At 60.7% G+C, this 12,578-nt stretch carries 11 protein-coding genes; 3 read left to right on the top strand and 8 right to left on the bottom strand.

Annotated features, from left to right (window positions below; all coding sequences use genetic code 11):
• Position 1: 1 nt before the first annotated feature.
• Positions 2-2,311 carry a heavy metal translocating P-type ATPase gene (locus tag ACW9IR_RS10735; RefSeq protein ID WP_457463121.1) on the bottom strand — a complete coding sequence of 770 codons (2,310 nt, stop codon included), beginning with the start codon at positions 2,309-2,311 and terminating at the stop codon, positions 2-4.
• 84 nt (positions 2,312-2,395) lie between these two features.
• Between ACW9IR_RS10735 and cadR the strand changes: the two genes are divergently transcribed.
• Complete coding sequence (gene cadR, locus ACW9IR_RS10740; protein WP_008088440.1) at positions 2,396-2,845, top strand: Cd(II)/Pb(II)-responsive transcriptional regulator; 450 nt, start codon at positions 2,396-2,398, stop codon at positions 2,843-2,845.
• Between the two features lie 121 nt (positions 2,846-2,966).
• Here the strand turns inward: cadR and ACW9IR_RS10745 are convergent, their stop codons facing one another.
• From ACW9IR_RS10745 to ACW9IR_RS10755, 3 genes are all read right to left on the bottom strand, one after another.
• Complete coding sequence (locus ACW9IR_RS10745) at positions 2,967-3,938, bottom strand: thymidylate synthase (protein ID WP_457463123.1); 972 nt, start codon at positions 3,936-3,938, stop codon at positions 2,967-2,969.
• A gap of 50 nt (positions 3,939-3,988) precedes the next feature.
• The gene (gene lgt, locus ACW9IR_RS10750; protein WP_007913003.1) at positions 3,989-4,804 is read right to left on the bottom strand and encodes a prolipoprotein diacylglyceryl transferase; all 816 of its coding nucleotides are present in this window, start codon (positions 4,802-4,804) and stop codon (positions 3,989-3,991) included.
• 79 nt (positions 4,805-4,883) lie between these two features.
• Positions 4,884-5,666, bottom strand: coding sequence for a sulfite exporter TauE/SafE family protein (locus ACW9IR_RS10755; protein WP_457463126.1), 783 nt, complete (start codon positions 5,664-5,666; stop codon positions 4,884-4,886).
• A gap of 132 nt (positions 5,667-5,798) precedes the next feature.
• Between ACW9IR_RS10755 and ACW9IR_RS10760 the strand changes: the two genes are divergently transcribed.
• Positions 5,799-6,545 carry an NRDE family protein gene (locus tag ACW9IR_RS10760; RefSeq protein WP_457463128.1) on the top strand — a complete coding sequence of 249 codons (747 nt, stop codon included), beginning with the start codon at positions 5,799-5,801 and terminating at the stop codon, positions 6,543-6,545.
• 235 nt (positions 6,546-6,780) lie between these two features.
• Here the strand turns inward: ACW9IR_RS10760 and ptsP are convergent, their stop codons facing one another.
• The gene (gene ptsP / locus ACW9IR_RS10765; RefSeq protein ID WP_127930148.1) at positions 6,781-9,060 is read right to left on the bottom strand and encodes a phosphoenolpyruvate--protein phosphotransferase; all 2,280 of its coding nucleotides are present in this window, start codon (positions 9,058-9,060) and stop codon (positions 6,781-6,783) included.
• 22 nt (positions 9,061-9,082) lie between these two features.
• Positions 9,083-9,562, bottom strand: a complete 480-nt coding sequence (locus ACW9IR_RS10770; RefSeq protein ID WP_003229203.1) for an RNA pyrophosphohydrolase — start codon at positions 9,560-9,562, stop codon at positions 9,083-9,085.
• A gap of 143 nt (positions 9,563-9,705) precedes the next feature.
• Here ACW9IR_RS10770 and ACW9IR_RS10775 point away from each other — a divergent pair, with 143 nt between their 5' ends.
• Positions 9,706-10,362: a histidinol-phosphatase gene (locus ACW9IR_RS10775; RefSeq protein WP_110718059.1), complete on the top strand. Its 657-nt coding sequence runs from the start codon at positions 9,706-9,708 to the stop codon at positions 10,360-10,362.
• 105 nt (positions 10,363-10,467) lie between these two features.
• Here ACW9IR_RS10775 and ACW9IR_RS10780 read toward each other — a convergent pair whose 3' ends face one another.
• Both ACW9IR_RS10780 and ilvA read right to left on the bottom strand, forming a co-directional pair.
• On the bottom strand, positions 10,468-10,881 hold the full coding sequence (locus ACW9IR_RS10780) for a DUF2269 family protein (RefSeq protein WP_102901372.1): 414 nt from the start codon (positions 10,879-10,881) through the stop codon (positions 10,468-10,470).
• Between the two features lie 40 nt (positions 10,882-10,921).
• The gene (gene ilvA, locus ACW9IR_RS10785; protein WP_095121585.1) at positions 10,922-12,436 is read right to left on the bottom strand and encodes a threonine ammonia-lyase, biosynthetic; all 1,515 of its coding nucleotides are present in this window, start codon (positions 12,434-12,436) and stop codon (positions 10,922-10,924) included.
• Between the last annotated feature and the right edge of the window lie 142 nt (positions 12,437-12,578).

Below are 12,578 nucleotides of genomic sequence, written 5' to 3' on the forward strand. Positions count from 1 at the left end.
TCTATTTGCGCAGCAGGCGCAAACCGTTGAACACCACCAGCAGGCTCACGCCCATGTCGGCAAACACCGCCATCCACATGGTGGCGAGCCCGGCGAAGGTTACCGCAAGAAAGATAGCTTTGATCACCAGGGCCAGCGCGATGTTCTGTTTCAGGATGCTGGCGGTATTGCGCGACAGGTTGATGAACGCCGGGATTTTGCGCAGATCGTCGTCCATCAGGGCGACATCGGCGGTTTCAATCGCCGTATCGGTGCCGGCAGCGGCCATGGCGAAACCGATCTCGGCGCGGGCCAGTGCCGGCGCGTCGTTGATGCCGTCGCCGACCATGCCGACCCGATGACCTTTACCGTAAAGCTCCTCGATGGCTTGCAGTTTGTCGGTCGGCAACAAGTCGCCACGGGCCTCGTCGATGCCAACCTGCGCAGCAATCGCCTGAGCGGTGTGCACGTTGTCACCGGTGAGCATCAGGGTTTTCACCCCGAGTTCATGCAACTGACGAATCGCTTCGCGGCTGGTTTCCTTGACCGTGTCAGCCACGGCGAACAGCGCCAGCGGGCCGGAGCTGTCGAGCAGCAACACCACCGATTTGCCCTGCTTCTCCAGTGCGAAGAGTTTTTCTTCCAGCGCGGGCGAGCACAGGCCGAGTTCTTCTACCAAGCGATGGTTGCCCAAGTGGTAGGTCTGGCCGTTGATCTGGCCTTTGACGCCACGCCCGCCCAGCGCTTCGAAGTTATCCACAATCAACGCTTCGAAGTTTTTATCCACAGCGGCATTGGCGATGGCCAGCGACACCGGGTGATCCGAGCGCCCCGCCAACGCAGCAGCGATAGCCGGCGCGGAGGCATCGGCGGTTGGGTCCAGCGACAGGTAATCGGTCTGCACCGGTTTGCCGTGAGTGATCGTCCCGGTTTTATCCAGCGCCAGATAATCGAGCTTGAAACCGCCCTCCAGGTACACGCCGCCCTTGACCAGAATGCCTTTGCGCGCCGCCGCCGCGAGGCCGCTGACGATGGTCACCGGGGTGGAAATCACCAGTGCACACGGGCACGCGACCACCAGCAACACCAGCGCGCGGTAGATCCAGTCGAACCACACAGCGCCCATGAACAGCGGCGGAATGATCGCCACGGCCAAGGCAAACACGAACACTACGGGCGTGTAGATTTTCGAGAACTGATCGACGAAGCGCTGGGTCGGTGCGCGCGCGCCTTGCGCCTGCTCGACGGCGTGAATGATTCGCGCCAGGGTCGAGTTGTTCGCCGCTGCGGTCACCGTGTATTCCAGCGAACCGGCCTGGTTGATGGTGCCGGCGAAGACTTTGTCGCCGACGGTTTTTTCGACCGGCAGGCTCTCACCGGTGATCGGCGCCTGGTCGATGGTCGAACTGCCGCTGAGCACTTCACCGTCCAGCGCAATGCGCTCGCCGGGTTTTACTCGCACACGGGCACCGAACTCGACGCTTTTCACATCCTGCTCAATCCAGCTGCCGTCAGCCTGCAACACCGTGGCTTGTTCCGGCGTCATCTGCATCAGGCCGCTGATCGCGTTGCGCGCACGGTCCAGCGAGCGCGCTTCGATCAGCTCGGCAACGGTGAACAGGAACATCACCATCGCTGCTTCCGGCCATTGGCCGATGAGGATGGCACCGGTGACGGCGATGCTCATCAGTGCGTTGATGTTGAGGTTGCGGTTCTTCAGGGCGATCCAGCCCTTTTTATAGGTGGTCAGGCCACCGCTGAGGATCGACACCAGCGCGATGATCGCCACCACCCAGGTCGGTGCGGCGTTGGTGAAGTGGATGACTTCGGCGGCGAGCGCGCCGACACCGGACAGCGCCAGCGGCCACCAGTGTTTTTTCACCGGGGCCGGGGCTGGCGAGTCGACGCCCGCCTCCAGCGGTTCGGCGTGCATGCCGAGGGATTTGATCGCCTCGGTGATCGGTTCCGTGCCCGGCAGATTGTGGGTCACGCCGAGCACGCGATTGATCAGGTTGAATTCCAGTTGCTGCACACCGGCGAGCTTGCCGAGTTTGTTCTGGATCAGCGTCTGCTCCGTCGGGCAGTCCATCGCCTCGATGCGGAAACTGCTCAGCCGCGCATCGGCGCTGGTCTTTTCGCTCAACTGCACCAACGCAGGCGCGGCGGCTGTCGACGAGCAGCAGGAATCTTCGTGCGCATGAACCGGTGCCGGTGCTGCGACTTTCGACCCGCAGCAGGAATCGGCGCCATGTGAATGCTTATGCACAGGCTGCAATTTATGACTGTGATCGTGGCCGTCACCGGGCTTGTGGGTGTGCTGGGAATCGCTCATTGGTCGCGTCCATGAAGGTGCCTGTTGCCAAGTAAAGACCCTGTAGCCACTATAGGGTCAAGCACCCTTTTGGAGATTGCCGTCATGAAGATCGGAGAACTGGCCAAACTCACCGACTGCGCCGTGGAAACCATCCGCTACTACGAGCGCGAAAACCTCCTGCCGGAACCGGCCCGCAGCGACGGCAATTACCGCGTCTACACCCAGGCCCACGCCGAACGCCTGACCTTCATCCGCAACTGCCGCACCCTCGACATGACCCTTGAAGAAATCCGCAGTCTGCTGGCCATGCGTGACAGCCCGCAGGATCAGTGTGAAAGCGTCAATACGCTGATCGACGAGCACATCCAGCACGTGAAGGCGCGGATCGATGGCTTGTTGGCGTTGCAGACGCAACTGCTCGACCTGCGCCAACGTTGTGGCGAAGGGCCGGGGGCGGATCAATGCGGGATTTTGCAGCGGCTGGAAGTGAGTGGTGGGGTTGTCGCGACGGAAGTGGAACACTCCCACGTAGGCCGCAGCCACGGCCATTGAGTCCAACACAAAACCAAATGTAGGAGCTGCCGCAGGCTGCGATCTTTTGATCTTATAAACAGTAAGATCAAAAGATCGCAGCCTTCGGCAGCTCCTACACAGGGGTATTGCGTATTGCTTGTCAGACCGCCATTGGCGCGGTCATTGGCGCGTGGTGCTCGTAACCTTCCAGCGAGAAGTCGCTCGGCTCGACCAGCTCCAGCCATTCCGGCTGATACACGCCAGTCTTGGCGAACTCCGGCACGCGGTCGGAGATTTTCAGTCTCGGCATGGCGAACGGCTCGCGCTTGAGCTGTTCGTTGAGCATGTCCAGGTGGTTCTCGTAGACGTGCGCATCACCGATGAAATAGGTGAACCAGCGCGGCGTGTAGCCGGTCAGGCGACCGATCAGGCTAAGCAGCGCGGCGCCTTCGGTGAGGTTGAACGGCGTGCCCAGACCCAGATCGTTGGAGCGGATGTAGAGGGTCAGAGAAATCTCTTTGGTCTCGACATTCGGGTGGAACTGGTACAGCAGGTGGCACGGCGGCAGGGCCATTTCATCCAGCTGAGCGACGTTCCAGCCGTGGAACAGAATACGGCGGCTACCCGGATCGTTGATGATCGTGTCGACGCACTGGCGCACCTGGTCGATGGCTTTGTACAGCACCACGTAGGCCTGGCCGTCTTCTTCGCCCTGAGCAATCTGCTTGTAGCCGTTGCTCAGGGTTTGTTCGATGGCGGCGCTGTTGCTCAGCGGGATCTGCTTGTACGCCGGCCATTTGCGCCATTGCACGCCGTAGATTTCGCCGAGGTCGTCGTCGCCCTGGCGGAACGGGTTGGCCAGCCATTGCGCGTTTTCGTTGGCGTTCTGGTCCCAGACCTTGCAGCCCAGCGCGCGAAATTCAGCGGCATTGTTCACGCCACGGAGAAAACCGCACATCTCGCCGATGGCCGATTTGAAGGCCATTTTGCGCGTGGTGATCGCCGGAAAACCTTCCTGCAGATCGAAACGCAGCATCGCACCCGGGAAACTGATGGTGTTGATGCCGGTGCGGTTGGCCTGTTTGCTGCCGTTCTGAATGACGTGCGAGACCAGTTCGAGATATTGCTTCATGAGTTACCTGTGTCCTTTGAGCCCCGGCGTCGCGCGCCGGGGTTCGTAGTTTAAGCCGTCGGCGCGAGCGGTGCTGCCGGTGCGCGACGATAGGCCAGCCAGATCAGGAACAGCCCGCCGACGATCATCGGCACGCAGAGTACCTGGCCCATGGTCAGCCAGTTCCAGGCCAGATAGCCCAACTGCGCATCCGGCACACGGACGAATTCGACGATGAAACGGAAGATGCCGTAGAACAGCGCGAACATGCCGGAAACGGCCATGGTCGGACGCGGTTTGCGCGAGAAAATCCACAGGATCAGGAACAGCGCCACGCCTTCGAGCGCGAACTGATACAGCTGCGACGGGTGACGCGGCAGTTGCGCCGGATCGCTGAATGGCGGAAAGACCATGGCCCACGGTACGTCGGTGGCTTTGCCCCACAATTCGGCGTTGATAAAGTTACCTATGCGCCCGGCGCCCAAACCGATCGGCACCATCGGCGCGACAAAGTCCATCAACTGGAAGAACGACTTGCCGTTGCGCTTGCCGAACCACAACGCAGCCAGCATTACGCCGATGAAACCGCCGTGGAACGACATGCCGCCCTTCCACACTTCGAAAATCAGCGTCGGGTTGGCCAGGTAAGCGCTCAGATCGTAGAACAGCACATAGCCCAGACGTCCGCCGACGATGACGCCCATCGACATCCAGAAGACCATGTCGGAGAGTTTCTCCTTGGTCCAGGTCGGGTCGAAACGGTTGAGCCGGCGCGACGCCAGCAGCCACGCACCGCCGATGCCGATCAGGTACATCAGACCGTACCAGTGGATTTTCAGCGGACCGATGGCCAGGGCCACCGGGTCGATCTGCGGGTAAGGCAGCATTGCGACTCCTCGTTAGAGTTGAAACCAAAATTCCCGGGCGACGCTGCCACCTCAGGATTAAGCCAGGATTGCGACGCGATTAAAGCAGGAAGCTCACACCCACGCTGAACAGCAAAGCGGCGAACAGCCGTTTCAGCAAGCGCGGCGACAACCGATGCGCCAAACGCGCGCCAATGCGGGCGAAGATCATGCTGGTCAGGGCGATGCCCAACAACGCCGGCAAATACACAAAACCGAGACTATGCGGCGGCAACAACGGATCGTGCCACCCCAGAATCATGAAACTTAATGCACTGACCAGCGCGATCGGCAGCCCGCAGGCCGACGAGGTCGCCACCGCTTGCTGCATCGGCACGCTGCGCCAGGTCAGGAACGGCACGGTTAGCGAGCCGCCACCGACGCCGAAAATCGCCGAGGCCCAGCCGATGATGCTGCCGGCCACGGTCAGACCGAGTTTACCCGGCACCGTTCGGCTGGCCTTGGGTTTGATGTCCAGCGCCAGTTGCACCGAGATGATCAAGGCAAACACGCCGATGATCTTTTGCAGGTGCGGCCCGGAAATCGCCTCAGCGGTCAGCGCACCGAAACCTGCACCGAGCAGAATGCCGACGGCCATCCACATGAAGATCGGCCAGCGCACCGCGCCTCGTCGATGATGCTCACGCACGGCGTTGACCGAGGTGAAGATGATCGTCGCCAGCGACGTGCCGACCGCCAGATGGGTGAGAATCGACTGATCAAAGCCCTGCAAGGTGAAACTGAACACCAGCACCGGGACAATGATGATCCCACCGCCAACCCCGAATAGCCCGGCCAGCACGCCCGCACAGGCGCCCAGCGCCAGATAGAGCAGAAATTCCATGACCGTCTCCCCAGACCGCATCCGCAAAACCGGAGCGGCATGGTAACGGATGCACACCCTTTGGCTCCACTGGCGATGGATGCACGGACGCCGGATGCGTACAGTGGACAAAAAACACACAAGGACCACCTTATGTGCCTGATTGTTTTCGCCTGGCGCCCGGGTCATGCCCTGCCACTGATCGTCGCGGCCAACCGTGACGAGTTCTACGCCCGGCCGAGCCTGCCGCTGGCGCAATGGCCGGAAGTGCCGCACGTACATGCCGGGCGTGATCTTGAGGCCGGCGGCACCTGGCTGGGGATTGGCGCCAATGGACGCTTTGCTGCGCTGACCAATATTCGCGATCCGCAGCAGGCGCCAGCGCGCAAGTCACGGGGGGAACTGGTGGCGCGGTTTCTGACTGGCGATTCGTCGATTGATGATTATTTGAGCGATGTGGTCGGGCGTGCGGCGGAATATGCCGGGTTCAATCTGCTGCTCGGCAATAGTCATGAGCTGTGGCATTTCAATGCGCGGATGTCGGAGCCGGTGATGCTGGTATCGGGCGTCTACGGGTTGTCCAATGCGGGGCTGGATACGCCGTGGCCGAAGTTGCTGAAGGCCAAGGCTGGGTTGAGTGCGGTGCTGGAGGATCCTCAGCCGCAGCACTTGCTCGATTTGCTAAGCGATGCCCAGACCGCGCCGGAAGCTGAATTGCCAGATACCGGGGTGGGTCTGGCGACGGAGTCATTGTTGTCGAGTGTGTTTATTGCCAGTCAGAGTTATGGGACACGGGCGAGTACGGTGTTGATTGTGCAGGCGGATGGGTCGCGGCGGATGGTCGAGCGGAGTTTTGGGCCGTATGGCGGGCATTTGGGCGAGGTGGAGATAACAGCTTAAAAAGCTACCCTCACCCCAGCCCTCTCCCGGAGGGAGAGGGAGCCGACCGAGGTGTCTTGAGCCATACACCGACCTGAAAGACCGAGTTGATTATGGATTTAGCAAGGCACTACCAGATCGGTGCAGGTCGATTATGGATTCAACACAGCACTTTCAGGTCGGCGTACCTCTGCAGCATCCCCCGATCAGTCCCCTCTCCCTCCGGGAGAGGGTTAGGGTGAGGGGCTTTTGATCTTCAGAGGGCCTTGACCACCGCCGGCGGATGCATCTTCGACAACCCAAGGTTCTTCAGCGCCAATTGCAGCGAGCTGTGGATCACTTGCGGGTTATCGATGGTCATCAACTCGGCCAACAACTCCTGGGCCTTGCTCAGATTGACCTGACGCAACATCCACTTCACCTTCGGCAAGTTGGTGGCGTTCATCGACAAACTGTCGAAACCCATCGCCATCAACAGCACCGCCGCCGCCGGATCACCGGCCATCTCGCCGCAGATACTCACCGGTTTGCCTTCGGCATGGGCATCGCGCACCACGGTCTGCAAAGCTTGCAGCACCGCCGGATGCAGGTAATCGTAAAGATCGGCCACACGCGGGTTGTTGCGGTCGACCGCCAGCAGGTATTGGGTCAGGTCGTTGGAGCCGACGGACAGGAAGTCGACCATCCGCGCCAGTTCCTTGGTCTGATACACCGCCGCCGGAATCTCGATCATCACGCCGATCGGCGGCATCGGCACGTCGGTGCCTTCGTCGCGCACTTCGCCCCAGGCCCGGTGGATCAGGTGTAGGGCTTCTTCGAGTTCGTGGGTGCCGGAGATCATCGGCAGCAGAATCCGCAGGTTGTTCAGGCCTTCGCTGGCCTTGAGCATCGCGCGAGTCTGCACCAGGAAGATTTCCGGGTGGTCGAGGGTGACGCGAATGCCGCGCCAGCCGAGGAACGGGTTGTCTTCCTTGATCGGGAAGTACGACAGCGACTTGTCACCACCGATGTCGAGGCTGCGCATGGTCACCGGCTGCGGGTGGAACGCAGCGAGCTGCTCGCGGTAGATCGCCAGTTGTTCCTTCTCGCTCGGGAAGCGCTGGTTGATCATGAACGGCACTTCGGTGCGGTACAGGCCGACACCTTCGGCGCCACGCTTCTGCGCCCGCGCCACATCGGCAAGCAGTCCGGTGTTGACCCACAGCGGCATGCGGTGGCCATCGAGGGTCACGCACGGCAGGTCGCGCAGGGTGTCGAGGCCCAGCGCCAGTTGTTTCTCTTCTTCGACGACCTCGGCGAACTGCTTGCGCAGCACTTCGCTCGGGTTGGTGTAGACCTCGCCGCGTGTGCCGTCGACGATCATTTCGATGCCGTCGACCTTGGCATACGGCAGGTCGACCAGACCCATGACCGTCGGAATGCCCATGGCGCGGGCCAGGATCGCGACGTGGGAGTTACCCGAACCGAGTACCGAAACCAGACCGACCAGCGTGCCTTCCGGCACCTCGCCGAGCATCGCCGGCGTCAGTTCTTCGCTGACCAGAATGGTTTTTTCCGGGTAGACCAGGTTCTGCTGACGCTCTTCCTGCAAATAGGCGAGCAGGCGGCGGCCGAGGTCTTTGACGTCCGAGGCACGCTCACGCAGGTAGGCGTCGTCCATCAATTCGAAACGGTTGACGTGTTCCGTGACCACCTGACGCAGAGCGCCCTGGGCCCACTGGCCGGTCTTGATCACGGTGGTGATTTCGCTGCCCAGCGAGGCATCGTCGAGCATCATCAGGTAAACGTCGAACAGCGCGCGCTCTTCCGGGCGCAACTGCGTCGCAAGCTTGGCGGACAAAGCGCGCATGTCGGCGCGCACGCCTTCGATGGCGGTCTTGAACAGCGCCAGCTCGGCGTTGATGTCAGTGATGGTCTTGTCTGGCACCACGTCGAGATCGGCCGGCGGCAGCATGACCACCGCGGTACCGACCGCCGCACCCGGCGAACCCGGCACGCCGACAAACTTGGCTTCCTGAATACCCTTGCCCTGACGGCCCAGACCACGGATCGAACCGGTGGCCTCGGCGTGGGCGATAACCCCGGCGAGCTGCGCACTCATGGTCACGAGGAAGGCTTCTTCACCTTCGTCGAACTGACGGCGTTCTTTTTGCTGGATGACCAACACGCCGACGACGCGGCGGTGGTGAATGATCGGTGCACCGAGGAACGAGGCATAACGCTCTTCACCGGTTTCGGCGAAGTAACGGTAGCGCGGGTGAACCGAGGCGTTTTCGAGGTTCAGGGGTTCTTCACGCGTGCCGACCAGACCGACCAGACCTTCGTTGGGTGCCATGCTGACCTTGCCGATCGAGCGCTTGTTCAAGCCCTCGGTGGCCATCAGGACGAAACGGTTGGTCTCGGGATCAAGCAGGTAGACCGAGCAGACCTGGCTGCCCATGGCCTCTTTGACGCGCAACACAATAATCCCCAACGCCGCCTTGAGATCCTTGGCGGAGTTAACTTCCTGGACGATCTTGCGCAGCGTATTGAGCATGGCTCGGGGTCGAACTCCGTCGTCAGTCGCGCGCTAAAAGGCGCGGGGCAAGCTCTTTGAGGGCGCGGCGATACACCTCGCGCTTGAATGTCACCACCTGGCCCAACGGATACCAATAGCTGACCCAGCGCCAGCCATCGAACTCCGGTTTACCGGTCAAATCCATCCGCACCCGCTGCTCGTTGGAGATCAGGCGCAGGAGAAACCATTTCTGTTTCTGGCCGATGCACAGCGGTTGGCTGTGCGTACGCACCAGACGTTGCGGCAAACGATAGCGCAACCAGCCCCGAGTACAGGCCAGTATTTCAACATCTTCACGTTCCAGGCCAACTTCTTCGTTCAGCTCGCGGTACAAGGCGTCTTCCGGCGTCTCTTCAGGGTTGATTCCCCCTTGCGGAAACTGCCAGGCATCTTGATTGATACGGCGAGCCCATAGCACCTGGCCGGCGTCATTCGTCAGAATGATCCCGACATTGGGGCGGAAACCATCGGGGTCGATCACGGCAACAACCTCGCAAACGCATGTCGCCGCATTGTTCCACAAAGGTTGATAAGGCGGCAACGAAGCTTCCTACCTTATGTGCACTCTTGTGAAAAGACCGTATTCTTGTCGCCTTTTTACAGACTTATCAGCGGGTAACTGCAATGCGCCTGGCACTCTTCGATTTGGACAACACCCTTCTGGGCGGCGACAGCGATCACGCCTGGGGCGACTATCTGTGTGAACGCGGCTTCCTCGACCCGATTGCGTACAAAGCGCGCAACGACGAGTTCTATCAGGATTACCTGGCCGGCAAACTGGATAACGCCGCGTACCTGAACTTCTGCCTGGAGATCCTCGGCCGCACCGAAATGGCCGTGCTCGAGCAATGGCACAGCGATTACATGCGCGACTGCATCGAGCCGATCGTGTTGCCCAAGGCGCTGGAACTGCTGAAAAAGCACCGCGACGCCGGCGACAAACTGGTGATCATCACCGCGACCAACCGCTTCGTTACTGCGCCGATTGCTGTGCGCCTCGGTGTTGAAACCCTGATCGCCACTGAATGCGAAATGGTTGATGGCCGTTACAGCGGACGCAGCACCGACATTCCGTGCTTTCGTGAAGGCAAGGTGACGCGCCTGAACCGTTGGCTGGAAGAGACCGGGTATTCGCTGGACGACAGCTATTTCTATAGCGATTCGATGAATGACTTGCCGTTGCTGGAGCAGGTGGCGAATCCCGTTGCTGTGGATCCGGATCCGAATCTGCGGGCTGAAGCCGAGAAGCGTGGCTGGCCGGTGATTTCTTTGCGCGGCTGATTACGCCTTCGCGAGCAAGCTCGCTCCCACAGGGTATTTGTGAATGACACAGATCCAATGTGGGAGCGAGCTTGCTCGCGAATGAGGTCGACTCGGTCTCAAGCCTTAAACAGGTTTGGCACCCATCAACCCGGCAATGGCGAGAAATCCGATGCCGCTGACAATCGCCAGCGCCAACGTGAATTTCCAGTTACCAACCCCGCTAGTCCACAGCCGATTAAGCCGCACCAACAACCACACTGCACTCAACGTGGCCACGGCATAGATCACGCTGGAACCCAGAATCCACAACTGCCCCAGTGGCCAGCCGATCAGGTGCACCAACCACCAGCCGGTGAAAGGCATGCTGAGCATACCGATCAGCATCAAACACCAGATAAACAGCCAGGGACGCTGCATCGTGCTGGCCGGCCCTTCGCTGCGATTACGCCAGGTCAGAGCGGCGAGCCCCAGCCCGCTCGCGAGTATGACCACGGTCGCCGCGACGTGAAGGACTTTCAGGGTGGTCAGGGTTTCCATGTATTTCTCTTCCTTGGGCCATGCCCATCAGCGTAGCCGTTCAGCCAAGAAACAGCTGATAGGCCGGGTTTTCGCTTTCATCCCAGTACGGGTAACCGATTTCCGCAAGCGCCGCCGGCACCAGATGACGCTCGTCGTGCGGCACTTGCAGGCCGGCGACCACGCGGCCATCGGCGGCGCCGTGGTTGCGGTAATGGAACATCGAAATGTTCCAGCGCCCACCGAGCTTATTAAGGAAGTTGAACAGCGCCCCCGGACGCTCCGGGAACTCGAAACGGAACACCACTTCATCGACCACCTGCGCCGCGCGGCCGCCGACCATGTGGCGGATGTGCAGTTTGGCCAGTTCGTTGTCGGTCAGATCGGTGACCGGGAAACCTTGCTCGGTCAGGCTCGCCAGCAATGCACTGCGCGGGTCGTTTTCCGGATGGGTCTGCACGCCAACGAAGATGTGCGCTTCGCTGCCGGTGTTATAGCGATAGTTGAATTCGGTGATCTGGCGCTTGCCGATCGCTTCGCAGAACGCCTTGAAGCTGCCGGCCTTCTCGGGGATGGTCACGGCGATGATCGCTTCACGACCCTCACCCAGTTCGGCGCGTTCAGCGACGTGGCGCAAGCGGTCGAAGTTGACGTTGGCGCCGGAATCGATCGCGACAAAAGTCTGGCCGCTGACGCCGCGCTGTTCGACGTATTTCTTGATCCCGGCCACGCCCAACGCGCCGGCAGGCTCGGTGATCGAGCGGGTATCGTCGTAGATATCCTTGATAGCGGCGCAGATCTCGTCGGTGCTGACGGTGATCACTTCATCGACATAGTCTTTGCAGATATCGAAGGTATGCTGGCCGATCTGCGCCACCGCCACGCCGTCAGCGAAGATGCCCACAGTCGGCAGCACCACGCGCTCACCGGCGGCCATCGCCGCTTGCAAGCAGTTGGAATCGTCCGGCTCGACGCCGATGACTTTGATGTCCGGGCGCAGGTATTTCACGTACGCAGCGATGCCGGCGATCAGACCACCACCGCCAACCGGAACGAAAATCGCGTCCAGCGGCTGCGGGTGCTGGCGCAGAATTTCCATGGCCACGGTGCCCTGCCCGGCAATGGTGTGCGGATCGTCGTACGGGTGGATGTAGACGTAGCCTTTTTCATCAACCAGTTTCAGCGAGTAGGCCAAGGCTTCCGGGAACGAATCCCCGTGCAGCACCACTTTGCCGCCGCGCGAACGTACACCTTCGACTTTGATTTCCGGAGTGGTCTTGGGCATGACGATGGTGGCTTTGACGCCCAGCACTTTCGCCGCCAGAGCCAGGCCCTGCGCATGATTGCCCGCCGACGCAGTAACCACGCCACGGGCGCGCTCTTCATCGCTCAGTTGCGTCAGCTTGTTGTAGGCGCCACGAATCTTGAACGAGAACACCGGCTGCAAGTCTTCACGCTTGAGCCAAATGTCATTACCCAGCCGCTCGGAGAGCTGGCGAGCGTTCTGCAGCGGGGTTTCTACGGCAACGTCATAAACGCGCGAGGTGAGGATCTTTTTGACGTACTGTTCGAGCATCGGAAAGCATCACTGAGCGGTTGAGCGGGACCGAGGAGTCTAACCCGGCTTTTGCCCGCACGACCACACGAATCCAGAGGTTTTAGCCGCGCTTGCGGCTATAATGCCGGCCTTTCCGTTCTCACCTTGCCCGCTTCCGGAG

The sequence above is a fragment of the Pseudomonas sp. SDT291_1_S447 genome (assembly GCF_054070155.1).

What these genes read in the sequence shown, in the direction of transcription:
- ACW9IR_RS10780 (WP_102901372.1), bottom strand. Translation starts at nt 10,881, where the DNA reads ATGGAAACCCTGACCACCCTGAAAGTCCTTCACGTCGCGGCGACCGTG.
- ACW9IR_RS10735 (WP_457463121.1), bottom strand. Translation starts at nt 2,311, where the DNA reads ATGAGCGATTCCCAGCACACCCACAAGCCCGGTGACGGCCACGATCAC.
- ilvA (WP_095121585.1), bottom strand. Translation starts at nt 12,436, where the DNA reads ATGCTCGAACAGTACGTCAAAAAGATCCTCACCTCGCGCGTTTATGAC.
- ACW9IR_RS10760 (WP_457463128.1), top strand. Translation starts at nt 5,799, where the DNA reads ATGTGCCTGATTGTTTTCGCCTGGCGCCCGGGTCATGCCCTGCCACTG.
- ACW9IR_RS10745 (WP_457463123.1), bottom strand. Translation starts at nt 3,938, where the DNA reads ATGAAGCAATATCTCGAACTGGTCTCGCACGTCATTCAGAACGGCAGC.
- ACW9IR_RS10755 (WP_457463126.1), bottom strand. Translation starts at nt 5,666, where the DNA reads ATGGAATTTCTGCTCTATCTGGCGCTGGGCGCCTGTGCGGGCGTGCTG.
- lgt (WP_007913003.1), bottom strand. Translation starts at nt 4,804, where the DNA reads ATGCTGCCTTACCCGCAGATCGACCCGGTGGCCCTGGCCATCGGTCCG.
- cadR (WP_008088440.1), top strand. Translation starts at nt 2,396, where the DNA reads ATGAAGATCGGAGAACTGGCCAAACTCACCGACTGCGCCGTGGAAACC.
- ACW9IR_RS10775 (WP_110718059.1), top strand. Translation starts at nt 9,706, where the DNA reads ATGCGCCTGGCACTCTTCGATTTGGACAACACCCTTCTGGGCGGCGAC.
- ptsP (WP_127930148.1), bottom strand. Translation starts at nt 9,060, where the DNA reads ATGCTCAATACGCTGCGCAAGATCGTCCAGGAAGTTAACTCCGCCAAG.